This window comes from Mycolicibacillus trivialis (assembly GCF_002102395.1).
In the GTDB taxonomy this organism is placed as follows: Bacteria; Actinomycetota; Actinomycetes; order Mycobacteriales; family Mycobacteriaceae; genus Mycobacterium; species Mycobacterium triviale.
The window spans coordinates 90,306-114,480 of the sequence record NZ_LQPZ01000017.1; the positions used below are offsets into that span (position 1 = coordinate 90,306).

The 24,175-nt window shown below is 71.4% G+C and carries 25 protein-coding genes and 1 tRNA gene; 17 read left to right on the forward strand and 9 right to left on the reverse strand.

What is annotated here, in order from left to right; translation table 11 throughout:
• Positions 1-227: 227 nt before the first annotated feature.
• The 6 genes from rpmF (at position 228) to AWC30_RS07510 (ending at position 5,221) form a co-directional block, all read left to right on the forward strand.
• On the forward strand, positions 228-401 hold the full coding sequence (gene rpmF / locus AWC30_RS07485) for a 50S ribosomal protein L32 (protein WP_085109569.1): 174 nt from the start codon (positions 228-230) through the stop codon (positions 399-401).
• Between the two features lie 69 nt (positions 402-470).
• Positions 471-1,157: a response regulator transcription factor gene (locus AWC30_RS07490; RefSeq protein ID WP_085109707.1), complete on the forward strand. Its 687-nt coding sequence runs from the start codon at positions 471-473 to the stop codon at positions 1,155-1,157.
• Positions 1,157-2,629 carry a HAMP domain-containing sensor histidine kinase gene (locus tag AWC30_RS07495; RefSeq protein ID WP_085109570.1) on the forward strand — a complete coding sequence of 491 codons (1,473 nt, stop codon included), beginning with the start codon at positions 1,157-1,159 and terminating at the stop codon, positions 2,627-2,629. Before AWC30_RS07490 ends, AWC30_RS07495 begins: the two co-directional genes overlap by 1 nt.
• A gap of 57 nt (positions 2,630-2,686) precedes the next feature.
• A complete protein-coding gene (locus AWC30_RS07500) occupies positions 2,687-3,976 on the forward strand; it encodes a S1C family serine protease (RefSeq protein WP_085109571.1) in 1,290 nt (429 codons plus the stop codon).
• Positions 3,977-4,023: 47 nt separating this feature from the next.
• Positions 4,024-4,518, forward strand: coding sequence for a MogA/MoaB family molybdenum cofactor biosynthesis protein (locus AWC30_RS07505; protein WP_085109572.1), 495 nt, complete (start codon positions 4,024-4,026; stop codon positions 4,516-4,518).
• A 277-nt stretch (positions 4,519-4,795) separates the two neighbouring features.
• Positions 4,796-5,221, forward strand: a complete 426-nt coding sequence (locus AWC30_RS07510) for an MscL family protein (RefSeq protein ID WP_085109573.1) — start codon at positions 4,796-4,798, stop codon at positions 5,219-5,221.
• A 47-nt stretch (positions 5,222-5,268) separates the two neighbouring features.
• Here AWC30_RS07510 and AWC30_RS07515 read toward each other — a convergent pair whose 3' ends face one another.
• The 3 genes from AWC30_RS07515 to AWC30_RS07525 all read right to left on the reverse strand — a co-directional run bounded on the left by AWC30_RS07515 (position 5,269) and on the right by AWC30_RS07525 (position 6,988).
• Positions 5,269-5,916 (reverse strand): SAF domain-containing protein, encoded by a 648-nt coding sequence (locus tag AWC30_RS07515; protein ID WP_085109574.1) that lies wholly within the window; start codon positions 5,914-5,916, stop codon positions 5,269-5,271.
• Positions 5,917-5,988: 72 nt separating this feature from the next.
• A complete protein-coding gene (locus AWC30_RS07520) occupies positions 5,989-6,324 on the reverse strand; it encodes an FmdB family zinc ribbon protein (RefSeq protein ID WP_085109575.1) in 336 nt (111 codons plus the stop codon).
• A gap of 61 nt (positions 6,325-6,385) precedes the next feature.
• Positions 6,386-6,988 carry a 5-formyltetrahydrofolate cyclo-ligase gene (locus tag AWC30_RS07525; RefSeq protein WP_085109708.1) on the reverse strand — a complete coding sequence of 201 codons (603 nt, stop codon included), beginning with the start codon at positions 6,986-6,988 and terminating at the stop codon, positions 6,386-6,388.
• 130 nt (positions 6,989-7,118) lie between these two features.
• Here AWC30_RS07525 and AWC30_RS07530 point away from each other — a divergent pair, with 130 nt between their 5' ends.
• The 6 genes from AWC30_RS07530 (at position 7,119) to AWC30_RS07555 (ending at position 12,262) form a co-directional block, all read left to right on the forward strand.
• Positions 7,119-8,030 carry a UTP--glucose-1-phosphate uridylyltransferase gene (locus tag AWC30_RS07530; RefSeq protein ID WP_085109709.1) on the forward strand — a complete coding sequence of 304 codons (912 nt, stop codon included), beginning with the start codon at positions 7,119-7,121 and terminating at the stop codon, positions 8,028-8,030.
• Between the two features lie 32 nt (positions 8,031-8,062).
• Positions 8,063-9,334: a molybdotransferase-like divisome protein Glp gene (gene glp / locus AWC30_RS07535; protein ID WP_085109576.1), complete on the forward strand. Its 1,272-nt coding sequence runs from the start codon at positions 8,063-8,065 to the stop codon at positions 9,332-9,334.
• A 56-nt stretch (positions 9,335-9,390) separates the two neighbouring features.
• Complete coding sequence (locus AWC30_RS07540) at positions 9,391-10,002, forward strand: GNAT family N-acetyltransferase (RefSeq protein WP_275993753.1); 612 nt, start codon at positions 9,391-9,393, stop codon at positions 10,000-10,002.
• A 139-nt stretch (positions 10,003-10,141) separates the two neighbouring features.
• Positions 10,142-11,104 carry a divisome protein SepX/GlpR gene (sepX, locus tag AWC30_RS07545; RefSeq protein ID WP_085109578.1) on the forward strand — a complete coding sequence of 321 codons (963 nt, stop codon included), beginning with the start codon at positions 10,142-10,144 and terminating at the stop codon, positions 11,102-11,104.
• A 54-nt stretch (positions 11,105-11,158) separates the two neighbouring features.
• Positions 11,159-11,231 (forward strand) — tRNA-Ala (locus tag AWC30_RS07550).
• A gap of 203 nt (positions 11,232-11,434) precedes the next feature.
• Entirely contained in the window at positions 11,435-12,262 is an 828-nt protein-coding gene (locus AWC30_RS07555; protein ID WP_085109579.1) for a formate/nitrite transporter family protein, read from the forward strand.
• A gap of 239 nt (positions 12,263-12,501) precedes the next feature.
• Here AWC30_RS07555 and gdhA read toward each other — a convergent pair whose 3' ends face one another.
• Positions 12,502-13,851 (reverse strand): NADP-specific glutamate dehydrogenase, encoded by a 1,350-nt coding sequence (gdhA, locus tag AWC30_RS07560; RefSeq protein ID WP_085109580.1) that lies wholly within the window; start codon positions 13,849-13,851, stop codon positions 12,502-12,504.
• Between the two features lie 281 nt (positions 13,852-14,132).
• Between gdhA and AWC30_RS07565 the strand changes: the two genes are divergently transcribed.
• Genes AWC30_RS07565 through AWC30_RS07575 form a run of 3 tightly spaced genes read left to right on the forward strand, consistent with a single transcriptional unit; the run spans position 14,133 to position 16,444 of the window.
• Entirely contained in the window at positions 14,133-15,092 is a 960-nt protein-coding gene (locus AWC30_RS07565; RefSeq protein ID WP_085109710.1) for an acetyltransferase Pat, read from the forward strand.
• Positions 15,089-15,772, forward strand: a complete 684-nt coding sequence (locus AWC30_RS07570; RefSeq protein ID WP_109561970.1) for a DUF5642 family protein — start codon at positions 15,089-15,091, stop codon at positions 15,770-15,772. Before AWC30_RS07565 ends, AWC30_RS07570 begins: the two co-directional genes overlap by 4 nt.
• Before the next feature lie 9 nt (positions 15,773-15,781).
• The gene (locus tag AWC30_RS07575) at positions 15,782-16,444 is read left to right on the forward strand and encodes a DUF5642 family protein (protein WP_085109581.1); all 663 of its coding nucleotides are present in this window, start codon (positions 15,782-15,784) and stop codon (positions 16,442-16,444) included.
• 1 nt (position 16,445) lies between these two features.
• Here the strand turns inward: AWC30_RS07575 and AWC30_RS07580 are convergent, their stop codons facing one another.
• Positions 16,446-17,042, reverse strand: a complete 597-nt coding sequence (locus tag AWC30_RS07580; protein ID WP_207568409.1) for an alpha-ketoglutarate-dependent dioxygenase AlkB — start codon at positions 17,040-17,042, stop codon at positions 16,446-16,448.
• Between the two features lie 70 nt (positions 17,043-17,112).
• On the opposite strand from AWC30_RS07580, the gene AWC30_RS07585 reads away from it, so the two are divergent.
• Positions 17,113-18,315 (forward strand): arginine deiminase, encoded by a 1,203-nt coding sequence (locus AWC30_RS07585; RefSeq protein ID WP_085109583.1) that lies wholly within the window; start codon positions 17,113-17,115, stop codon positions 18,313-18,315.
• Between the two features lie 4 nt (positions 18,316-18,319).
• On the opposite strand, the gene AWC30_RS07590 is transcribed toward AWC30_RS07585, so the two are convergent.
• Positions 18,320-19,882 carry a dolichyl-phosphate-mannose--protein mannosyltransferase gene (locus tag AWC30_RS07590; RefSeq protein ID WP_085109712.1) on the reverse strand — a complete coding sequence of 521 codons (1,563 nt, stop codon included), beginning with the start codon at positions 19,880-19,882 and terminating at the stop codon, positions 18,320-18,322.
• 25 nt (positions 19,883-19,907) lie between these two features.
• Here AWC30_RS07590 and rsmI point away from each other — a divergent pair, with 25 nt between their 5' ends.
• Entirely contained in the window at positions 19,908-20,747 is an 840-nt protein-coding gene (gene rsmI / locus AWC30_RS07595; protein WP_085109584.1) for a 16S rRNA (cytidine(1402)-2'-O)-methyltransferase, read from the forward strand.
• Here rsmI and AWC30_RS07600 read toward each other — a convergent pair.
• The 3 genes from AWC30_RS07600 to AWC30_RS07610 all read right to left on the reverse strand — a co-directional run bounded on the left by AWC30_RS07600 (position 20,737) and on the right by AWC30_RS07610 (position 24,132).
• Positions 20,737-21,636 carry an RNA polymerase sigma-70 factor gene (locus AWC30_RS07600; protein ID WP_085109585.1) on the reverse strand — a complete coding sequence of 300 codons (900 nt, stop codon included), beginning with the start codon at positions 21,634-21,636 and terminating at the stop codon, positions 20,737-20,739. The genes rsmI and AWC30_RS07600 overlap by 11 nt on opposite strands.
• The gene (locus AWC30_RS07605) at positions 21,633-22,805 is read right to left on the reverse strand and encodes an NAD(P)/FAD-dependent oxidoreductase (protein ID WP_085109586.1); all 1,173 of its coding nucleotides are present in this window, start codon (positions 22,803-22,805) and stop codon (positions 21,633-21,635) included. The genes AWC30_RS07600 and AWC30_RS07605 overlap by 4 nt, the downstream gene beginning before the upstream one ends.
• Before the next feature lie 91 nt (positions 22,806-22,896).
• On the reverse strand, positions 22,897-24,132 hold the full coding sequence (locus tag AWC30_RS07610) for an aminodeoxychorismate synthase component I (protein ID WP_085109587.1): 1,236 nt from the start codon (positions 24,130-24,132) through the stop codon (positions 22,897-22,899).
• Positions 24,133-24,175 lie beyond the last annotated feature (43 nt).

A 24,175-nucleotide genomic window follows, 5' to 3' on the forward strand; every position in this document is an offset into this window, starting at 1 on the left:
GGTGCGCTTCGGTGTCGGTTGGGCCGATGCTGCCACGATTCCGGCCGGTTCTGGCGTTTTCGGCCGGGTTGACGTGCTGGTATCCCGAGGTTCGGGTGGGCTCGACCCGGCCGGGCCCACCGCCGGCGGTGGGGGATTTTGGAGCGAGTGGCGCCCACCCGTTACCCTGGAAGCAATCGTCGCCGCCGGTCACCTGCGCGGTACACCCCCGATAGGAGAGCTCGACCATGGCTGTGCCCAAGCGCAGAATGTCGCGTGCGAACACCCGCCATCGCCGCGCGCAGTGGAAGGCCGAGGCCACCGGCCTGGTCAACGTGTCCGTCGCCGGCCAGCAGCACAAGGTGCCGCGCCGGCTGCTCAAGGCCGCTCGGCTGGGTTTGATCGACCTCGACCGTCGCTGACGCCGTATCCGCCGCCGGCGCGGTAGGTTCATTGCAGGCAGCTCAAATGATGGGATGACAGCAGTGGCCTTGCGGATACTTGTCGTTGATGATGACCGAGCGGTCCGTGAGTCGCTGCGCAGATCTCTCGCGTTCAACGGATATGCGGTGACGCTGGCCACCGACGGCATCGAGGCGCAGGAGGCGATCCTGGCCGACCGCCCCGACGCGATGGTGCTCGACGTCATGATGCCGCGGCTGGACGGCCTCGAGGTCTGCCGCCAACTGCGCAGCACCGGCGACAGCATGCCGATCCTGGTGCTCACCGCCCGGGATTCGGTTTCCGAACGGGTGGCCGGGCTGGACGCGGGCGCCGACGATTACCTGGCCAAGCCGTTCGCGCTCGAAGAACTGCTCGCCCGGCTACGGGCGCTGCTGCGGCGCACCATCGCCGAAGACGTCGACGAACCCGGACTGTTGACGTTCGCGGACCTCACCCTCGACCCGGTGACCCGCGAGGTCACCCGCGGCGGACGCCAGATCACGTTGACCCGCACCGAATTCGCACTGCTGGAATTGCTGATCTCCAATCCGCGGGTGGTGCTCAGCCGCAGTCGGATCCTCGAAGAGGTGTGGGGCTACGACTTTCCGACCTCGGGCAATGCCCTGGAGGTCTACGTCGGCTATCTGCGGCGCAAGACCGAGGCCGAAGGTGAGCCGCGGCTGATCTACACCGTGCGCGGGGTGGGATACGTGCTGCGGGAGTCGCCGAACTGATGCCGGCCCGGCGTGCGCGCCGCCGGAGCGCCACGACGGTGTCGCTGCGCTCGCGGGTCATGTTGCTCGCGATGGCCATGGTGGAGTTGGTCGTCGTACTGGTGGCCGTCGCCGTCTACCACGTGATCTCGGCTGCGCTCTATGAGGACATCGACCGCCAACTCGAACAGCAGGCCCAACTGCTGAGTACCAGTGGTCTGCTCGAGACCGATCCCGAAACGGCCATCGCGGGCACCACCTATTCCGACATCGACGTGATGTTGGTGTTGCCCAACGGCGCTCGGTATCCGGCCGACGGCAGCGAACTGCCGGTGCCGGTCAGGGCACCCGAACAGGCGGTCATCCACGGTCAGTCGCTGTGGTCCTGGAACACCATCGACGACCAGCGGGTCTTCGCGATCCGGCGGCTCGACGGCAGCGCGCTGCTGCTGTCAAAGAGCCTGGATTCCACCGACGCGGTGATCGGCCGGCTGCGCTGGCTGCTGCTGGCGGTGGGCGCGCTCGGCGTGGCCGTCGCCGCCGTGGCGGGGTGGCTGGTGATGCGGGCCGGGCTGCGACCGGTCGGGCGGCTCACCGAGGCCGCCGAACGCGTCGCCCGCACCGACGACCTGCGTCCCATCCCGGTCAGCGGCGACGACGAATTGTCCAGGCTCACCGAGGCGTTCAACATGATGCTGCGCGCGCTGGCCGAATCCCGGGACCGGCAGGCCCGGCTGGTCGCCGACGCCGGCCACGAGCTGCGCACCCCGCTGACCTCGCTGCGCACCAACGTCGAGTTGCTGATGGCGTCGATGAAGCCGGGGGCGCCCACCCTGCCCGAACACGAGATCGCCGACCTGCGCCACGACGCGGTCGCCCAGATCGAGGAGCTGTCCACGCTGATCGGCGACCTGATCGACCTCAGCCGCGATGACAGCACCGGGCCGGTTCGCGAACCGGTCGACCTCGCCGAGGTGGTCGAACGCTGCCTGGAGCGGGTTCGCCGGCGCCGCACCGACATCACCTTCGACGTCGACGTCGAAGGCTGGCGACTCGACGGGGACCCGGCGGGCCTGTCCCGTGCGGTGTTGAACCTGCTGGACAACGCTGCCAAGTGGAGCCCCCCGGACGGCGGGGTGCAGGTGCGTCTCGCCCCGGTCGACGCCGGGTTCGCCGAGTTGCTGGTCGCCGACCGCGGCCCCGGTATACCGGAGGCGGAGCGGGCGCTGGTCTTCGAGCGGTTTTACCGCGCCACCGCCGCCCGGGCCATGCCCGGGTCGGGGCTGGGGTTGGCGATCGTCGAGCAGGTCGTGCTGCGCCACGGCGGCAGCCTGCGGGTCGAGGACACCGTTCCCGGCGGTCAACCGCCCGGCACCGCGATCCACCTGCGGTTACCCGGCCGGCCGCCATCCGCCGGGGACGGGGCGGGGAACTCGGCCGACGGTTCGGACGTTGACCCGACGCTACCGTCGTCCACGGGGGGCGGGCAGTAGCGCACCACTGATCCGTTCGGTGTGTTCGAGCGCTCCGAGGAAGGGCACTGAAGCGACATGACGACTGACCCCAGGTTCTCGCCGCCGCACCGGCCGCCGTATCCCGCGCCTCAGCCGCCCGCCGCCGGACACACCCAGCCCCACCCGCGCCTGCACCAGACCGGCCCGCATCAAACCGGGCAGCACAGCGGTTGGAACCCCTACTCGGTGCCGCCGCCGCAGAAGCCACCGCGGCGCAAATCGCGGGCGGGTGCGCTGACCGTCGGTGCGGTGACCATCGCGGTGGTGTCCGCGGCGATCGGCGGGGGCGTGGCCACCCTGGCCCACCAGGACCACACTCGGATCGGCAGTTCCACCACCACCGTCGTCGGCGCCAACCCCGATGCCGTCCCGGCCGCCGAATTGCCGCTCGGCTCGGTCGAGCAGGTGGCGGCCAAGGTGGTGCCCAGCGTGGTCACCCTGGAGACCTTCCTGGGCCGGCAGTTCCAGGAGGGCTCCGGCATCATCTACTCCTCCGACGGCCTCATCCTGACCAACAGCCACGTAGTCTCCGCCGCCGCCGACGCCGGTGACGGCAGGGCCGCCCCGGAGACCCTGGTGACCTTCGCCGACGGCCGCACCGCCGAGTTCAGCGTGGTGGGCACCGACCCGGCCAGCGACATCGCCGTGGTCCGGGTACGCGGCGAGACCGATTTCAACCCGATCACCATCGGCTCCTCGTCGAACCTGCGGGTAGGCCAGCAGGTGGTGGCGGTCGGCTCGCCGCTGGGGCTGCAAGGCACCGTGACCAGCGGGATCGTCAGCTCGTTGAACCGGCCGGTCTCCAGCGCCGGGGACGCCCGCAACCAGAACACCGTCTTGGACGCCATCCAGACCGACGCCGCGATCAACCCGGGCAACTCCGGTGGGGCGCTGGTGAACATGAACGGGGAGTTGGTCGGGATCAACTCGGCGATCGCCACCCTCGGCGGCGACACCTCCGACGCCCAGAGCGGATCGATCGGGTTGGGCTTCGCGATCCCGATCGACCAGGCCAAACGCATCGCCGACGAGCTGATCGCCACCGGAAAGGCCTCGCACGCCTCCCTCGGGGTGCTGCTGGCCGCCGACAGCACGCTGCACGGCGCGCGGGTGGTGGAGGTGGTGGAGAACGGCCCGGCGGCGATGGCCGGCCTGCCCAGCGACGTCATCGTCACCCGGTTCGACGAGCGTCCCATCCCCGGCGCGAACGCGTTGATCGCGGCGGTGCGGTCCAAGGCCCCGGGTGATCAAGCGACCCTGACCTACCTGGATTCGGCCGGGGACAGCCAAACCGTGCACGTCACACTCGGAAAGGCAGACGATTGAGCGAACTGGAAGCGGTGCGCGCACTGCGCGGGGATACGGTGTCACTCATGGAACAGGTAGAGGAGCGGGTCGGCCGGGCGCTGGTCGTGGTGGTCGACGACCGCACCGCACACGGCGACGAGGACCAGAACGGTCCGTTGGTCACCGAGTTGCTCACCGAGGGCGGCTTCGTCGTCGACGGGGTGGTGGCGGTCGAAGCCGACCAGGTGGAGATCCGCAACGCGCTGAACACCGCGGTGATCGGGGGCGTGGACCTGGTGGTCTCGGTCGGCGGTACCGGCGTCACCCCGCGCGACGTCACGCCGGAGGCCACCCGCGACATCCTGGATCGGGAACTGCTGGGCATCGCTGAAGCGCTGCGCGCCTCGGCGCTGTCGGCCGGGATCACCGACGCCGGACTCTCGCGCGGGCTGGCCGGGATATCGGGCAGCACGCTGGTGGTCAACATGGCGCCGTCGCGCTATGCGGTGCGCGACGGTCTCGCCACCCTGATTCCGTTGGCAGCGCACATCATCGGGCAGTTGTCGAGCCTGGAACTCTGAACGACCATGCGGCCCACCCGCGACGAGATGTTCGGCAACGAATTCCCTCAGGAGTCGAGCGACGAACGTGACCCCGACGCGGGCCGCGACGACGCCGATCACGAGCGGTGGCTGCGTGATAACGTGCCTCCGCACCATCGTTGAGCCCAGGGCATGCCCGTCGATTCGCGCGCGGGCGCAGTCTGTCCGAAAGCACCCAGCGCTGCGTGCGGCCGCTTAAAATGCGGCTAGACGGGGTCGCCCCGTCGAATCCGTATGGAGGAAAGGGACGACTCTCGTGATCAAAGGCTTCAAGAATTTCGTGATGCGCGACGACGTCATCACCGTCGCCGTCGGTCTGGTGGTCGCACTGGCGTTCTCGAACCTGGTCGAGGCGTTCACCACGAGTGTGATCAACCCGCTGGTCGCCCGCGCTCAGGGCGAGCACGGCCTGGGGCTGGGTGTGCAACTGGGCGCCGCGGGCAACGAGGCGACCTTCCTCGACTTCGGCGCACTGATCTCCGCGATCATCTACTTCATCGTCTTCATGGCGGTCGTCTACTTCCTGATCGTGATGCCCTACAAGCACATTCAGGCCCGTCGCGGCGTCACCGTGTTCGGCGACGCGCCGCCCACCAAGGTGTGCCCGGAATGCCTCTCCGACGACCTGCCGGAGGCTGCCCGTAAGTGCAAGCACTGCGGCAGCCTGCAGACCACGGTCTAGCGCTCCCCGGCGCGATCCGCGCGACCGACCCGCCCAGGGCAGGGGGCTCAATGCAAGGTGAGCGTCACCTGCTCGGTGAGGGTGGCGGCGGCCACGGCCGTCGCCGCCGGGGCGGGCAGCGCCAGCAGCACCACCCGGTCACCGTCGGAGGTGGGGGAGGTGCCGGTCGCCGAGACCGACACCACCACCGCGTCGGCGGCGACGACCCGGGGGTGCGCCTCGGACTCGGCGGCCGCGAGGACGTCGACGGTGTCACCGGTCCGCACCAGGTCCGCCACCGCCGGATCGGCCGGGTGCACCGCCACCAGTCGGGCGTTGGGCCCGGCCGTCGCCGCGGTCAGCCGCGGCCCCAGCACCCGGACGTCGGTGAGGATCTCACCGCGGCGCGCCGGGCCGGCCAGGGTGGCGCCGGCGACCGACGCCGGGTCCGATTGCGCACCGTCGGGAACCGTTGCGGCCGGGCGCTTCTCCAGCTGTAGGTCGGTAGCGGTCAGGGGCGTGCCGGGAGCCAGATCGTGGGTGGCCACGACGACGTCGGTGCGGGCGGTGGCCGGGTCGGGGCGAACGGCGACGAGAGCGGCCAGAAGCACCAGGATGCCGGCGGCGAAGCGCCGCGCCGCGACGGTGCGCGACCAGTCGGGCCGCAGCAGCCGGCGTAACCGGCTCAGCAGGGTGGGATCGAGCGATTCGCGCATGCCGGCACGCTAATCAGTGCGGGAGCCACCGGCCCGTCGTGCCGTCGCCGGGCTGTGGATAACTCGGCGGTGTCAGCCGGCGGTCGACGAGGTGGCCGCGGAGCTGGTCGACTTCGTCGACGAGTCGGCGGAACCGGACTTCTCGCCCGAGGACTTCTCCGACGAGGACGTCTCGCTGCCGTTGGATTTGCCGTCGGACTTCTTGCCGCCGGGGATGCTGGAGTCGTTGCCGGCCCGGCTGTCGGTGCGGTAGAAGCCGCTGCCCTTGAAGACGACGCCGACCGAGCCGAACAGCTTGCGCAACCGGCCGGAGCACTTCGCGCAGGTGGTGAGGGTGTCGTCGGTGAAGGCCTGCACGACGTCGAATCGATCGCCGCACTCGGTGCACTGATAGCTGTACGTCGGCACAGAAACCTCCGAAATGTGATGCGCGTGCGTTAGCACTCTACAATTTCAAGTGCTAAAACCGCTAATCGGCGCGTGTGATTCCCGTCGGCTCCGCGGTGAGACCGATCAGACCGCGCCCCGGGGTCAGCGCGTGGGTCATCGGCACGTCGTGCTCCTCGGCGGGCACCGACTCGAGCAACTCGTCGTCGCGCACCACCGCGACCAGCGCGGCATGCGGGTCACGCAGCGGCAGTGACCGGTCGTAGTAGCCTCCCCCGCGCCCGAGCCGCACCCCGCGCCGGTCGACCGCCAAAGCCGGCACCAGCACCAGGTGCGCCTCGGCCAGGGCGGCCGGTTCCAGTCCCGGCCCGGGCGGCTCCCGCAGCCCGAACGGCCCGGCGACCAGGTCCGCGCGCCGGTACTCCGCCCAGCGCAGTGGCGCGTCGAGCGCGCCGACCACCGGCAGCAACACCCGCGCCCCACGCGCCACCAGCGCATCGAGCATCGCCGCCGAGCCCGGCTCGGCCCCCACCGGCACGTAGGCGCAGACCGTCTCGCCGTCGACCGGCAGCGCCGCGGCAAGCCCGGCGAGCACGTCGGCCTCGGCGGCGCGCACCGCCGGCGCCACCTCGCGTCGGGCGGCCAGCAACCGCCTGCGCAACTCGGCCTTTCCATCGGCCACCATCACCCGTCCTCCCGGCTCGTCGCTGTCCAGCGAGCGGCTCCGGCCCGCCCGGGCGCCGCCTGCCTCCACTTTTGCACCGCCGCACCGGCTGGGCGCGAGGGCGGCGGTTATCGTGTGAACAATGTCCTCCGTGTCCACTGCGCAGGTCCGGATTCCGCGAACGGCGATCGTGCCCGCGGCCGGATTGGGCACCCGATTTCTGCCCGCCACCAAGACGGTGCCCAAAGAGCTGTTGCCGGTGGTCGACACCCCGGGCATCGAGCTGGTCGCCGCCGAGGCGGCCGAGGCCGGCGCCGAACGGCTGGTGATCATCACCTCCGAGGGCAAGGACGGGGTCGTCGCGCACTTCGTCGAGGACCTGGTCCTGGAGGGCACGCTGGAGGCCCGCGGGAAGAAGGCCATGCTGGCCAAGGTGCGCCGCGCCCCGGCGTTGATCAAAGTCGAGTCGGTGGTTCAGGCCGAGCCGCTGGGCCTCGGCCACGCCATCGGCTGCGTGGAATCGGCGCTGGCCGACGACGAGGACGCGGTCGCGGTGTTGCTGCCCGACGACCTGGTGTTGCCCACCGGCGTGCTGGAGACCATGTCGGCGGTGCGGGCCCGCTACGGCGGCACGGTGCTGTGCGCCATCGAGGTCACCCGCGAGGAGGTCAGTTCCTACGGGGTGTTCGACGTCGCCGCCGTCCCCGACGCGGGCAACCCCGACGTGCTCCGGGTGCGCGGCATGGTGGAGAAGCCGGCCGCCGAGGACGCGCCGTCGCTGTACGCCGCGGCCGGGCGCTACGTGCTCGACCGGGCGGTGTTCGACGCGCTGCGGCGCACTCCGCGTGGCGCGGGCGGCGAGGTGCAGCTCACCGACGCGATCGCCCTGCTGATCGAGGAGGGTCACCCGGTGCACGTCGTGGTGCACCGCGGGTCGCGTCACGACCTGGGCAACCCGGGCGGCTACCTTAAGGCTGCGGTCGATTTCGCCCTGGCCCGCGACGACTACGGGCCCGACCTGCGTCGCTGGCTGGTCGCGCGGCTGGGGCTGGCCGAACAGTAACCCGGGGCGACCCGACGGCAGAAAGGCGCACAGTGCGTTCGGTGGAAGAGCAGCAGGCGCGGGTGACGGCGGCCGCCATGGCTCCGCGGCCGATCCGGGTTGCCATCGCCGAGGCGCAGGGCCTGATGTGCGCCGAGGAAGTCGTCACCGAGCGCCCGATGCCCGGCTTCGACCAGGCCGCGATCGACGGCTACGCGGTCCGCAGCGTCGACGTGCTGGGCATCGGCGGTATCGGCGCCGACCCGGAGGAGACCAGTGCGCCGGCCGCCGGCGAGGTCACGCTGCCGGTGATCGGCTCCATCGAGGCCGGCACCCGCACCCCGGCCCGGCTGCAGCCGCGGCAGGCCGCCCGGGTGCAGACCGGCGCGCCGATGCCCACCCTGGCCGACGCGGTGCTGCCGCTGCGCTGGACCGACGGCGGCGAAAGCCGGGTCCGGGTGCTGCGCGGCGTGCGGTCGGGCGCCTATGTGCGGCGGGCCGGCGACGACGTGCAGCCCGGCGACGTGGCGGTGCGCGCCGGCACGATCATCGGCGCCGCGCAGGTCGGGCTGCTGGCCGCGGTCGGCCGCGAGCGGGTGCTGGTGCATCCGCGGCCCCGGATTGCGGTGCTCTCGGTGGGTGGGGAACTGGTCGACATCAGCCGCACGCCGGGCAACGGGCAGGTCTACGACGTCAACTCCTATGCGCTGGCGGCGGCGGCCCGCGACGCCGGCGCCGAGGTCAACCGGGTCGGCATCGTCGACAGCGAGCCGACCAAACTGCGCGAGGTCGTCGAGAGCCAGCTCGGCCGCTCGGAGATCGTCGTGATCGCCGGGGCGGTGGGTGGCGCGGCCGCCGAAGCGGTGCGCGCGGTGCTGTCCGAGCTCGGCGAGATGGAGGTGGCGCGGATCGCGATGCACCCGGGCTCCGTGCAGGGCTTCGGTCAGCTCGGCGAGGAGGGGGTTCCGACGTTCCTGCTGCCTGCCAACCCGGTCAGCGCGCTGGTGGTCTTCGAGGTGATGGTCCGGCCGCTGATCCGGTTGTCGCTGGGCAAGCGGCAGCCGATGCGCCGGGTGGTGCAGGCCCGGGCGCTGTCGCCGATCAGTTCGGTGGCCGGACGAACCGGTTACCTGCGCGGCCAGCTGATGCGCGACCAGGACACCGACGAGTACCTGGTGCAGGCGCTGGGCGGGATGCCCGGTGAGTCCTCGCACCTGCTGGCGACCCTGGCTGAGGCCAACTGTCTGGTCGTGGTGCCCAGCGATGTGGAGCAGGTGCGGACGGGGGAGACCGTCGACGTGGCGTTCCTCGCCCAGCGCGGCTGAACGGTCCCGGCCCGGTGAATTTCTTCTGGTCGAACTCTCTGCATCCGGGCTGGCCGATGCCGGTGGGTCCGCTGCGGGTGCCAGCCGGGGTGATCCGGTTGCGCCCGGTGCGGCTGCGCGACGGGGTGCAGTGGAGCCGGATCCGGCTGGCCGAACGTGACCACCTCGAACCCTGGGAGCCCAGCTCGGGGGCCGAGTGGCGGCCCCGCCATGCCCCGGCGGCCTGGCCGGCACTGTGCTCGAGTCTGCGCTCGGAGGCCAAGGCGGGGCGGATGTTGCCCTACGTCATCGAGGTGGACGGCCGGTTCTGCGGCCAGTTGACGATCGGCAACGTGACCCGCGGCGCGTTGCGGTCGGCCTGGATCGGCTACTGGGTGTCCAGGACCGTCGTCGGCGGCGGGGTGGCCACCGGCGCGGTGGCGCTCGGGGTGGATCATTGCTTCGGGCCGGTCAAGTTGCACCGGGTGGAGGCCACCGTGCGTCCGGAGAACGCCGCCAGCCGTGCGGTGCTGGCCAAGGTCGGGTTCCGTGAGGAAGGGCTGCTGCGGCGCTACCTCGACGTCGACGGCGCCTGGCGCGACCACCTGCTGCTCGGGCTGACCATCGAGGAGGTCGAGGGGTCGGCGGCCGCCGGTCTGGTGGCCGCGGGCCGGGCGGAGTGGGCATGACACGCCTGTGTTACTGAAGTGAAATCTGAGACAGATGATATTGGTGCTGCTAAATTACAGACATGTAATTGCGTCGGCGCGCCTGTCCGTACGGCGCTGACCGCCCGCATAGCCTGAGAGGGGAAAGGAGCAGGTCACCATGCCAAGCATCCCCCAGTCGTTGTTGTGGATCTCGCTCGTCGTGCTCTGGCTGTTCGTGCTGGTGCCGATGCTGATCAGCAAACGCGACGCGGTGCGCCGAACCAGTGACGTGGCCCTGGCGACTCGGGTGCTCACCAGTGGTTCGAGCGCGCGCCTGCTCAAGCGCAGCGGACCGGCCACCGGGCACAACAGCGACCCGCACTGGCGGCACGACGACGTCGAAGAGGTCGACCTCGACGAGGACGACATCGAGACCGGCGCCATCGCCACCATGACCGCCACCGCGGAGGCCGAGAAGGACTACCTCGACGTCGACGTCGTCGGCGACGATCCGGAACTGCCGGTCGGCGCGGCCACCGCGGCGGACGGTGAGCCCGAGGCCGCGGCTGACGAGCCGGCCGACGTGTTCGAGACCGAGGCCGCCGACGACGACGGCGTCGACGGTATCGACGGGGTGGGCGCGGCCGAGGACCACGATGATGAACCCGCCACCGTCGCCTTCACCGCGGTGAGCCCGTCGGCGCGGCGCCGCCGCCACGACAGCAGCACCGCGGCCGCGGTCAGTGCCCGCAAGTACGAGTTCCGCAAGCGGGTGCTGCTGGCGATGCTGGGGATCCTGATGATCTCGGCCCTGCTGGCGTTCACGGTGGCCTCGGCCGCCTGGTGGATGTTCGGAGCCACCGCGACCACCGCGGTGCTCTACCTGGGCTACCTGCGGCGCCAGACTCGCATCGAGGAGCAGGTGCGCCGGCGTCGGGCCCGGCGGATGGCGCGCTCCCGGCTGGGGGTGGAGAACACCGCCGACCGCGATATGGACATCGTGCCGGCTCGGCTGCGTCGGCCCGGCGCCGCGGTGCTGGAGATCGACGACGAGGACCCGGTCTTCGAGCACCTCGAGCGGGTCGCGTTCGCCCGTGAGCAGGACTGGGCCAGCTCCCTGCCGAAGGCCGCCGGCCAGTAGGGATCGCGGTTTCGGCCGGATCGCCGGCGGCTGATACCCTGCTTATCGGTTCACGGGGCTATGGCGCAGTTGGTAGCGCGACTCGTTCGCAACGAGTAGGTCAGGGGTTCGATTCCCCTTAGCTCCACAGGCGAGAAAACCCAGATATCCTGGTGTTTTTCATTCGATTCGGGTTTGTTGTGAGTCCCTCGTCGTCGCCCCTCTTCGGCGGGCCCAGTGCGTGACCGGGCCCTGCGACGGTCATGTTCGGCGGCAACCCATGCCGACAGATACCCGAAGCCGCGCTCGACTGATCAGGGTCCCTTCGACGCCGCCGTTAGGGTGCAGGGGATGAACACCCACCGGGACACCGCGGGAGACGGCTCAGTACTGGACTCCGCCGACGCAACACCGGAGATCCCGCGTGAGGACCAGACCTTCGACCGCACCGTCGAGGAGGGCAAGCAACGGATCAGCCGGGGCTGGTTGCCGCTGATCATCACCGGGTTCATCGGCGGGTTCGACGTGAGCGTCGGCATCCTGGCGTTCCTGCTGGTGCAGCACTACACCGGCAACCCGGTGCTGAGCGGGCTGGCGTTCGCCACCGGGTTCATCACGCTGTCGATCGGGCACAGCGAACTGTTCACCGAGAACTTCCTGGTGCCGGTGGCCGCCGTGGTGGCCAAGGCGGGCACCTTCTGGCAGCTCGGTCGGCTGTGGACGGTGTCACTGGTGACCAACATGGCGGGCGGTTGGCTATTGGCGGCGCTGATGATGCTGGGCCTGCCCGCGGTCCGCGGCACCGCGGTCGAATTCTCCACCAAATACATCGATCTCGGCGTCACCTGGACGGCGCTGGCGCTGGCGGTCATCGGCGGCATGCTGATGACCTTGATGACCCACCTGCAGAAGGCCAGCGACTCCGAAGGAGTCCAGCTGGTGCCCGCGGTGATCACCGGTTTCATCCTCAGCATCGGCCACATCAACCACGCCGTCGTCGCGTCGCTGATGTGCTTCGCCGGACTGATCGCCGGCGCGCCGTTCGGCTACCTTGCCTGGCTGCAGCTGCTGGCGATCGCCACCGCGGGCAACCTCATCGGCGGGCTGGCGCTGGTCACCTTGTTCCGGCTGCTGCAGGTGCCGCACAAGGTCCAGGAGGCCCGCGCCAACTCCGATTGAGGGCAGTTGAGCGCCCCCGAGTGCCCTCGGGTGCCCCGGCCGCCGTCGACTCTGCGGTCACCACGGAAAAGTGCGAGTGGGGTGTCTACTCAGCGCAGACTGGATGCGGCTCTCCCCCAGCCGGCGTCGACTCTGCGGTCACCACGGAGAAGTGCGAGTGGGGTGTCTACTCAGCGCAGAGTCGACGCGGGAGACGAGCAGAGTCGACGGAGCCAAGCGAGCCCAGCAAGCCCAAACGCTCAGATCAACCCCTGGGCCAGCATCGCGTCGGCGACCTGGATGAACCCCGCGATGTTGGCGCCGACCACGTAGTTGCCCGGCGCGCCGTACTCGTCGGCGGTGCTCAGGCAGCGGTCGTGGATGCCGTTCATGATGGCCGCCAGCCGCTGCTCGGTGTAGCCGAACGTCCAGGAGTCCCGCGAGGCGTTCTGCTGCATCTCCAGCGCGCTGGTCGCCACGCCGCCGGCGTTGGCCGCCTTGCCGGGGGCGAACTTCACCTGCGCCTCGGTGAACAGCTTCACCGCCTCCGGGGTGCACGGCATGTTGGCGCCCTCGGCGACGATCTTGCAGCCGTTCTTGATCAGCCGCGCTGCGTCGTCGCCGTCCAGTTCGTTCTGGGTGGCGCTGGGCACCGCGATGTCGCACGGCACATCCCAGGTCAGCCGGCCGTTCACCAGCTCGGCCGCACCGCCGCGGCCCTCGATGTAGGCGTCCAGGCGCTCCCGGCGGTCCTGCTTGACCTCCTTGAGCAGCTCCAGGTCGATGCCCTTCTCGTCGACGACGTAGCCCGACGAGTCCGAGCAGGCCACCACGATGCCGCCCAGCTGGTGGATCTTCTCGATCGCGTAGATCGCGACGTTGCCCGAGCCGGACACCACCACTCGCTTGCCGTCGAAGGTGTCGTTGGCGGCCTTGAGGATCTCGTCGATGAAGAACACCGCGCCGTACCCGGTGGCCTCGGTGCGCACCTGCGACCCGCCCCAGGTCAGGCCCTTGCCGGTCAGCACGCCCGACTCATAGCGGTTGGTGATGCGCTTGTACTGGCCGAACAGGTAGCCGATCTCCCGGCCACCGACCCCGATGTCCCCGGCCGGGACGTCGGTGTACTCGCCGATGTGGCGGTACAGCTCGGTCATGAACGACTGGCAGAACCGCATGATCTCGTTGTCGCTGCGGCCCTTGGGGTCGAAGTCCGAGCCGCCCTTACCGCCGCCGATCGGCAGCCCGGTCAGGGAGTTCTTGAAGATCTGCTCGAACCCGAGGAACTTGATGATCCCCAGGTAGACCGACGGGTGGAAGCGCAGCCCGCCCTTGTAGGGCCCCAGCGCGGAGTTGAACTCCACCCGGAAACCGCGGTTGATCTGCACCGTTCCGGAGTCGTCGTGCCAGGGCACCCGGAAGATGATCTGCCGCTCGGGCTCGCACATCCGGTGGATGACGGCCGCGTCGGCGTACTGCGGGTGTTTGGCGATCACCGGTTCGAGGCTGCTGAGCACCTCGTAGACGGCCTGGTGGAACTCGGTCTCACCGGGGTTGCGGTGCAACACCTCGTCGTAGATGTCGTGCAGCGTCTGATCCAGCGCAGTCATGTTCGGGATTACTTCCTTGAGCTGTGGGATGGACGTGACCGGGGCCGCCAGCAGGGCGGCGGCGTTGACGTCACCGGCAGACAGATTAGTGCGCCGAACCGCCCCGGCGCGAATCGGGCGCGGATCGAACCAACTGTTGGCGCACCCCCGACAGCGGCCATAGCCTAGGGCCAGGCGGTGGTCGGGACGACCGGCGAACGGGAGTAGAGCCACGATGCAGCGGAACGCGCGAGGGTGACACGGTGATCGATCACGCCGCCCGGCTGGCCGAGCTCAGCGCCATGGAGATCTTCCGCGGCTGCCCCACCGAGGCTTTGGCGCCGCTGGCCGCCACCCTGCAACGGCTGGAGGCCCCGCCCGGCGAACTGCTGATGAAACAGGGCGAGGAAGCGGTGTCGTTCCTGCTCATCTCGTCCGGGGCCGCCGAAGTCATCCACCTCGACGAGGATGAGGCCACCGTCGTCGACACCGTCGCCGCCGGGATGATCGTCGGCGAGATGGCGCTGCTGCGCCACACCCCGCGCACCGCCACCGTCATCACCGTCGAACCCACCACCGGCTGGATCGGCGACGACCGCGCGATCGAGGAGTTGATGCGGCTGCCCGAGGTGAAGTCGCGGCTGGTGCGCACCGTGCGCCGCCGGCTGGCGGCCCTGGTCACCCCGGTCCCGGTCGAGGTGCGCGGCGGGGCGGATCTGCTGCTGCGCCCGGTGCTGCCCGGCGACAGCGAACGCACCCTGCAGGGTCACGTCCGGTTCTCCACCGAGACCCTCTACCGGCGGTTCATGACCGCCCAGGTGCCCAGCCGCTCACTGATGGACTACCTGGCCGAGGTCGACTACGTCGACCACTTCGTCTGGGTGGTCGCCGACGCCGCCGACGACTCTCCGGTCGGCGACGCCCGCTACGTGCGCAACGCCGACGACCCGACCCTGGCCGAGATCGCCTTCACCGTCGCCGACGCCTACCAGCACCGCGGGATCGGCACGTTCCTGATCGGGGCGCTGGCGGTGGCCGCCCGGGTCGCCGGGGTGCAGCGGTTCTCCGGCCGCATCCTGTCGGACAACCTGGCGATGCGCACGATCATGGAGCGCCACGGCGCGGTCTGGCAGCGCGACGAGGACTTCGGCGTGGTGACCACCGTGATCGACGTGCCCGACGCCGACCACCTGCCGTTCGACGCGGCGCAGGCCGACCGGATCCGGGACACCGCCCGGCAGGTGATCCGGGCGATGGGGTGAACCGGGCCGGCGCCGGGATCGCGGCGGTGGCGGCGCTGACGATCGGGTGCACGACGGGACCGCCGCCGCCGGCCGTCGACGCGGGGACGACGCCGGTGACCGAGCCCGGCCCGGTCGACCCGGCCGCGATCCGACGGGTGCTGGGCCTGCTACCCGCCGACTACGAACACACCGACACCGTCGACCTGGCCTCCCCGGCAGGCATCTGGGGGCTCGGCCCCGACGCCACCGCCGACCCGCCGGAGTGCGCCGCCCTGGCCGACCCGGCCGGCGCACGCGACCCCGCGGCGCGCGGCGTGTCCGGCTCCGGTGGCGGCGGCATCGTCTACGCGGTGGTCGCCCCGGCGCCCGAACCCGACCCGGCCCTGTCCGACCGGTGCCCGACGTGGCGGATGACGTTCGCGCGCAGCACCATCGACGTCGACCTCATCGACGCGCCGCACATCGACGGTGTCCCGACCCTCGGGATGACCAGCCGAGGCGCCACCATGGTCGAAGGCGGCGGTGAAATCGACTCGCTCGCCTACACATTCAGCGCCTACCTGGACGGTTACCGGGCGGTGACCGCCGTCGTCGTCGACCCCGGCTCACCGCACCCGCAACTGGACGCGGGGTTCGCCGCCGACCTGCTGGTCAGCGCGGTCGCCGAATTGCGGGGCGCGGCGCAACCGGTTGGGTAGATTGACACGGTGCTCACCCGCTCGGCACTGCTGATCCTCATCGCCGCCTGCTGGCTCGGCGGCTGCTCCTGGCGCAGCGACCCGGAGATCACCTCCGCCGACATCGCCAAGATCACCGAAATCAAAGACGGATTCGGTCCCGGCTACGAGGTCAAGGACATCGCCAAGACCGGTATCGATCCCAAGCTGCTTGCCGAACGAAAACTCCCCGAGGGGCTGAAGTTCGAGCCGGAGCCCTGCGAGGAGTTCGCGGCGGGCCAGAAGGTGCCCGACGGCACCGAGGGCAACATGGCCGCGGTCACCGCCGAAGGCCACGGCAACCGGTTCATCGTCATCGCCCTGGAGACCTCGCAGCCGGTGCCGTTTCGTGAGCCCGGGCACGGCTGCAAGAAGGTCGGTTTCGCCGGCAAGGGACTGCGCGGTGTCATCGAGGCCGTCGACGCCCCCCGCATCAAGGGCACCGAGACCCTCGGGGTGCGGCGCATCCTGCAGGCCTCCATGCGCGGCAAGACCCGCACCGGCGAGCTCTACGACTACTCCGCGCACTTCGGCAACTACCAGGTGATCGTCACCGCCAACCCGCTGGTGATCCCCAACCAGCCGGTCGCCGAGATCGACACCGAGCGGGCCAAGGAACTGTTGGTCAACGCCGTCGCCGCGGTCACCGGCTGAGTCAGCGGACCCCGCGCGGCCGGAACTGCACGCTGATCCGCGGGCCGGTGCGCGCGCTGGTCTTGGGCACCGCGTGCTCCCAGGTGCGCTGACAGGACCCGCCCATCACCAGCAGGTCGCCGTGCCGCTGCGGCAGCCGCAGCGACGCGCCCCCGCCCCGGGGCCGCAGCGCGAACGTGCGGGTGGCGCCCAGGCTCAGGATCGCCACCATGGTGTCCTCGGTGCGGCCGCGGCCCAGGGTGTCGCCGTGCCAGGCCACGCTGTCGTCCCCGTCGCGGTACAGGCACAGCCCGGCGGTGGTGAACGGCTCGCCCAGTTCTCCGGCGTAGATGTCGTTGAGTCGACGGCGCAGCCGCGCCAGCGCCGGATGCGGGGGATCCTCGACCGCCAGGTCGTAGAAGCCGACCAGCCGCGGGACGTCGAGCACCCGGTCGTACATCCGGCGTCGTTCGGCGCGCCACGGCACCCCGGTGCGCAGCGCCGCGAACAGCGCGTCCGCCTCGTCGGTCCAGCCGGAGCGCACGTCGATCCAGGCGCCGCCGCCGAGGGCGCGGCGCTCGTGGTGCTCGAACAGCGAGTCCTGTACCGCTACCGCCACATCCACCAGGTTATCGCACAAACATTCGATTTCGGGGTGTCGGGGGCGCCCCGCCGCTACCGTGACGACTGTGAGCGTCACCGAATTGGGTTCGGATTCCGAGGTGGGCGCGCTGCGCGCGGCGATCGTGCACCGCCCGGGCCCCGAGCTGGGCCGGCTGACCCCGCGCAACAGCGACTCCCTGCTCTTCGACGGCCTGCCCTGGGTGGCGCGCGCCCAGCAGGAACACGACGCGTTCGCCGCCCTGCTGCGCTCCCGCGGCGTCGAGGTGCTGCTGCTGGCCGATCTGCTCACCGAAGCGCTGGCCAGCGGCGCCGCCCGGGTACAGGGCGTGGCCGCCGCCGTCGACCCGCGCCGGCTGGGCCGCCCGCTGGCCGACGAACTCACCGCCCACCTGCGCGGCCTGCCCCCGGCCGAACTGGCCCGGATCCTGATGGCCGGGATGACGTTCACCGAACTGCCGTCGGGCACCGACACTTCGCTGGTGCGGCGGATGCACCACGGCGGCGACTTCGCGATCGCGCCGCTGCCCAACCTGGTCTTCACCCGCGACTCCTCGATCTGGATCGGCCCGCGGGTGGTCATCCCGTCGCTGGCGTTGCCCGCCCGGGCCCGGGAGGCCGCGCTGACCGACCTGATCTACACCCACCACCCGCGGTTCACCCGGGTGCGCCGGGCCTACCAGTCGCGCTCGGCGCCGGTCGAGGGCGGCGACGTGCTGCTTCTGGCGCCGACGGTGGTGGCGATCGGGGTGGGGGAGCGCACCACCCCGGCCGGCGCGGAGGCGCTGGCCCGTAGCCTGCTCGACGACGGCCTCGCCGAGACGGTGCTGGCCGTGCCGATCGCGCAGCGGCGTGCCCAGATGCACCTGGACACCGTGTGCACCATGGTCGACCGCGACGCGGTCGTGATGTACCCGAACATCGCGGACACCTTGTCCGCCTACCCGATCCGACGCTCCGCGGCCGGGGTCCGCATCGACGACGCGGTGCCGTTCGTCGAGGCCGCTGCCGCCGCGATGGGCATCGACCGGCTGCGCGTCATCGACACCGGCCTGGACCCGGTCACCGCTGAACGCGAGCAGTGGGACGACGGCAACAACACCCTGGCGCTGGCCCCGGGCGTCGTCGTCGCCTACGAGCGCAACACCGAAACCAATGCCCGCCTACAGGATTCGGGGATCGAGGTGCTACCCATCGCCGCCGCCGAGCTGGGCACCGGACGCGGCGGCCCGCGCTGCATGTGCTCGCCGATCGTCCGCGACCCGCTGTGAGCCGTCAGCGCCAACTGGGCAGCCAGATCTCCATGTTCCAGGTGGTCTGCGAGATCGGCGTCCCGGTCAGGACCGGGAACAGCCACGCGAAGTTGGTCAACACCACCGCGACGTAACAGGACACCACCAGCATCCCGAGGGTGTGGCGCTCCCGGCTGCGCCGCGGCCGGTACAGGATGTCGCCGCAGATGAGCGCGATCGTCATCACCAGGAACGGCGCCATGACCACCGCGTAGAAGAAGTACATCTGCCGGTCGATGTCGACGAACCACGGCAGCCAGCCGGCGCAGTAGCCCACCAGCACCGCGGCGTAACGCCAGTCGCGGCGCACCAGCATCCGCCACGTCGCGTAGAGCAGCACCGGCACCGACAGCCACCACATCGCCGGGGTGCCGACCAGCAGCACCGCCTTGACACACGACTGGGCGCCGCAGCCCGGCACGTCGTTCTGGTCAATGGCGTAGAGCACCGGCCGCAACGACATCGGCCAGGCCCACGGCTTGGACTCCCACGGGTGGTGATTGCCCGCCGCGTTGGTCAGGCCGGAGTGGAACTTGTAGGCCTTGAACGTGTAGTGCCACAGCGACCGCAGCGCATCCGGAACCACCCCGAAGCCGCCGCTCAACCCGATGCCGCGGCCCTCCTCGTGGCGGCTGATCGCGGTCTCGGAGGCGAACCACGGCGCGTAGGACGCCAGGTACACCGCGATCGGGATGAGCCCCAGCGCGTAGCCGGTCGGGCCCAGATCGCGGCGCAGCACCCCCAGCCACGGCCGCGGCACCCGGTAGGCGCGGCGCGCGGCCACGTCGAACCCCAGCGACAGCACCGCGAAGCACACCACGAAGTACAGCCCCGACCATTTGGTCGCGCAGGCCAGCCCGAGCAGCACCCCGGCCCCGAACCGCCACCACCGCACGCCCAGCCGCGGGCCCCACCGGGTTTCGGCGATCCGGCCCTCGACGAAGGCGACGTGCATGCGCTCGCGCATCTGGTCGCGGTCGACGATGATCGCCGCGAACGCCGCCACCACGAAGAAGGTCAGGAACCCGTCGAGCAGCGCGGTACGCGCCCCCACAAAACTCACGCTGTCCCCGATGAGCAGCAGCCCGGCGATCCCACCGACCAGCGTGGACCGGCTGATCCGGCGGACGGTGCGCGCCACGATCGCCACCATCACCACCCCGAGCAGCGCCCCGGTGAACCGCCACCCCAGCCCGGTGTAGCCGAACAGCGCCTCGCCGAGCGCGATCAGCTGTTTGCCGACCGGCGGGTGCACCACCAGCCCGTAGCCGGGGTTGTCCTCCACCCCGTGGTTGCCCAGCATCTGCCACGCCTGCGGCGCGTAGTGCTTCTCGTCGAAGATCGGGGTGCCCGCGTCGGTCGGCGACCCCAGGTTGAGGAACCGGGTCAGCGCGGCCAGCGCGGTCACCACCGCGGTCATCAGCCAGCCGCCGGCCCGGTCGAGCGGGCCGAAATCGGCCGGCGGCAGCAGCGGCGCGGGGCTGATCACCGGGACCGCCGGCGCGGCGGAAGCGGCATGCTGGCCGGTGTCGGGCGGGGCGGTCATCATCGTCGATCGTAGGCTGTCGGCCATGACCGCTGGGCGACTGTTGCTAGCGGCCACGCCGCTCGGGCAACCCGCCGACGCCTCGGCGCGGCTGGTCGCCGCGCTCGGCGCCACCGAGGTGGTCGCCGCGGAGGACACCCGCCGGGTCGGCACCCTGGCCAAAGCCCTCGACATCACCATCACCGGCCGGCTGGTCAGCCTGTTCGACGCCAACGAGGCCGCCCGGGTGCCCGCGCTGGTCGCCGAGATGGCCGCAGGCGCCACCGTGCTGGTGGTCAGCGACGCCGGCATGCCGCTGATCTCCGACCCCGGCTACCGCCTGGTGCGCGCCTGCGTCGACGCCGGGATCGACGTCAGCTGCCTGCCCGGGCCGTCCGCGGTCACCACCGCGCTGGCGGTCTCCGGTCTGCCCGCCGCACGGTTCTGCTTCGAGGGCTTCGCGCCACGCAAACCGGCGGCCCGCCGCGCCTGGCTCGCCACGCTCGCGACCGAGCCGCGCACCGTGGTGTTCTTCGAGTCGCCGCGGCGGCTGGCGGCCTGCCTGGCCGACGCCGCGGCACTCTTCGGTGCCCGCGCCGCGGTGGTCTGCCGCGAACTGACCAAGGTGCACGAGGAGGTGGTGCGCGGCAGCGTCGCCGAGCTGGCCGCCTGGGCCGCCGACGGGGTGCTCGGCGAGATCACCGTCGTACTCGACGGTGCCACCGCGAGCGCCGACCTCACCGACCTGGTCGCCGAGGTCGAGGAGCTGACCCGCGGCGGGGACGGACTCAAGGACGCCTGCGCGCGGGTGGCCGGCGAGCACCCGGGGGCGGTGTCGCGCCGGGAACTCTACGACGCGGTGCTGCGCGCCCGCGCTAACGGCTGATCCGGCGCGCGGTGGCCAGCGCGGCAAGCTTGTCGGGATTGCGCATCGCGTAGAAGTTGGTGATCAGCCCATCGGTGATCTCGACGGTGAACGCCCCCTCGAGCCGGCCGGCGCTGGAGAACAGCATCGCCGGCGCCGCATTGCACACCACCATCTCCACTCGCACGTCGGGCAACCGCATGCCCTGGCGCAGCAGCCCGATGACGGCCCTGGCTACCTTGTCGGCGCCGACCACCGGCCTGCGGGCCGCGCTGGCCTTGCCACCGCCGTCGGCGGTGTAGGCCACCCCGGGCGCCAGCATCGACAGCACCGTGGTCAGGTCCCCACCGGCCGCCGCCGTCATGAACTCCGCGGTCAGCCGCTCGGTCTCCGCCGGGTCGACCGGGGTGAACCGCGGCCGCCGCGCCGAGACGTGCTCCTTGGCGCGGTGTGCGACCTGGCGCGTCGCAGGCACGGATTTGCCGACGACGGCGGCGATCTCGTCGTAGCCGAAGCCGAACACCTCCCGCAGCACGAACACGGCGCGCTCGTCGGGCCCGAGGGTCTCCAGCACCACCAGCATCGCCATCGAGACCGATTCGGCCAGCACCACGTCGTCGGAGGGGTCCTGGTCGTCGAGCAGCAGCGGCTCGGGCAGCCACGGCCCGACGTAGTCCTCCCGGCGGCGGCGCCCGGCCCGCAGCGCGTTGAGCGCCTGGCGGGTCACCAGCCGGGTCAGGTACGCCTTGGTGTCGCGCACCTCGGCCAGCGCCACCGCGACCCAGCGCAGGTAGCTGTCCTGCAGCACGTCATCGGCCTCGGTGGCCGAACCCAGGATCTGGTAGGCGACGGTGAACAGCAGCGGGCGCAGCGCGGTGAAACGGTCGGTGTGCTCGTCGGTGGCTCTCACGCGTGGACTCCCTGCTGCGGCGCGGGGTCGGCGAGCCGGCGGTCGCCGCCCCTGAGCCAACGGTAGGTGCCGGGCTTGGCCGCTTCGCGGCGAATCGCCCGCACGGTGGTCTTGCAGATCGTCTCCTTGACCGCCGCGGCCAGCCGGCCGCCGAGAAACATCGCGGTCGGGGTGTCATCGAAGCGGGAGAGCTGGATGGTGCCGCGCTTGCGACCCAGGCTGATGCACTGGCCGACGAACGCCTGATCGAGGGCGGCCGGCGGTGTCCCGCCGATCCGCGCGAGCACGGTCTCGGCGGCTTGGGCGCCCATCGGCAGGGCGGCCTGACAGCTCATCCGCAGCGGCGCTCCCGACGGGGCGGCGGCGTCGCCGGCGGCCACGATCCGCGGGTCGGCGATGCAGGTGAGCGTCTCGTCGGTGCGCAGCCGGCCGAGCGGGTCGGTGGGCAGCCCGCTGGCGGCGGCCAGCCCGGCGACACCGAACCCGGCGGTCCACACCGTCACCGCGCTGGTCAGCACGATGCGGTCGGCCAGCACCACCGCGTCGGGGCGCACCTGCGCGACCACGGCGGTGTCCAGCACGCTGACCCCGAGCCGGTGGAGTGCCTTGGTCACCGAGCGGCGGCCCGGTTCGCTGAGCGACGGGCCGATCCGCCCGCCGCCGAGCAGCCGCACCCGGTGGCCGGTCTCGGCCAGTTCGGTGGCCGCTTCGATCCCGGTCAGCCCGCCGCCCACCACGGTCACCGTCGCCCCGTCGGGCAGGGCGCGCAACCGGTGCCGCAGCCGCTCCGCCTGCTCGAATTCGTCGAGGGAGTAGGCGAATTCGGCGGTGCCGGGCACCTGCGGCGGCATCGGACCGGTACTTCCCGCGGTGTAGATCAGATAGTCGTAGCCGACCGTGGCGCCGGAGGCCAGCGTCACCCGGCGGCCGGCGGCGTCGATGGCCTCGGCGGTGTCGACGACCACGGTGACGTGCGCACCGAGCAACTCGGCGTAGTCGGCGGTCGCCGCGCCGGTGCCGGCGACGTGCTGGTGCAACCGGATCCGTTCGACGAACACCGGGCGCGGGTTGATCAGCGTGACGTCGATGTCGGGCCGGACGCCCAGTCGGTTGGCGGCCAGCGTGCCGGCATAACCTCCGCCGATGACGACGACGTGGGTGCGGCTCATGGGAATCTCCTCTGTCGGTTCGGGCTTCTGCCCTCAAGACACCGACGGGCCGCCGAACGTGACAGTGAGGTGCCTCACGTCAGGCGGTCGATCAGCCGACCGCGGGCATCGCGGTGTCGACGCCGATCACCGGTGCGGCCTTGTGCAGGCATTCCTGCCACTCGGCTTCCGGGTTGGAGTCGGCGGTGATCCCGCCTCCGACACCGAGCACCGCGGTGCCCGCGCGATCGAACTCGACGGTGCGGATGGCGACGTTGAGTTCGCAACCGGCCAGCGGCGAGGCGAACCCGACGGTGCCGCAGTACACGCCGCGGGTGTGCGGCTCCCAGTGGGAAAGCAGCCGGCGGGCACGGAGTTTCGGGGTTCCGGTGACCGAAGCCGGCGGGAAGGTCGCGTCGAGCAGGGCGGCCATCGGGGTCTCGGTGGGCACCCGGGCGCTCACCGTCGACACCAGATGCCACACCCCGGGCGCGGCGTGCACCGCCAGCAGTTCGGGCACGGTGACCGTGCCGGTGCGGGCCAGCCGTCCCAGGTCGTTGCGGACCAGGTCGACGATCATGATGTTCTCCGCGACGTCCTTGGCCGAGGCGGTCAGCTCCGCCGGGTCGCGCTGCAGCGGCAGGGTGCCCTTGATCGGGCTGGAGGTCACCTCCTCGCCGCGCCTGCGCAGGAACAGCTCCGGGGACAGCGACGCCACCGCGCCCCACGGGCCGCTGAGATACGCGGCGCGGGCGGGTTCGCTGCGGGCGACGGCGTCGGCGAAGAAGTCCAGCGGGTCGCCGGTGACGGTGCCGGTGAGCTGGGTGCACACGCAGGACTGGTACACCTCGCCGGCGGAGATCGCCGCCAGGCAGGCCGCGACGCCGCCGTGGTGGGCGGCGCGGTCGGCGCCGGCCCAGGCGATGTGGCACGGCCGCGGCGGCACCGGTCGGGTCAGCGCGTCGGCCAGCCACCCGGGCATCGGGGCGCCGGAGAGGTTCTCGAACCACCAGTGCCCGTCGCGGTCGCGCCGCAGCACGCAGTCGGTCCAGCCGCCTGCGGCTTCCGGCAGCCGCCGCGGCCGGCGCTCGGAACCCAGGTCGGGATAGGACAGGTAGCCGATCCAGCCGCCGCCGACCGCCTCGCCGGGCCCGCCGGCCGGCCCGGGGAACACGGCCGCCGGGTCGACCGGGCGCACCGCGACGCTGGGTGCGATCACCGCGCGGGCGCCGAACCATTCCCCGGTCAGCGCCGCGGGTGCGGGCAGCCCGATCCGGGCGGTGGCGGCCGCCAGCGCACGCAGCACCCCGGCGGGTTCGCCGAGGTCGCCGAGCGGTTGGGTGCGCACCCGCCTAGCTTGCTGGGTTCGGCGGGCAGACGCAAAAAGGCGC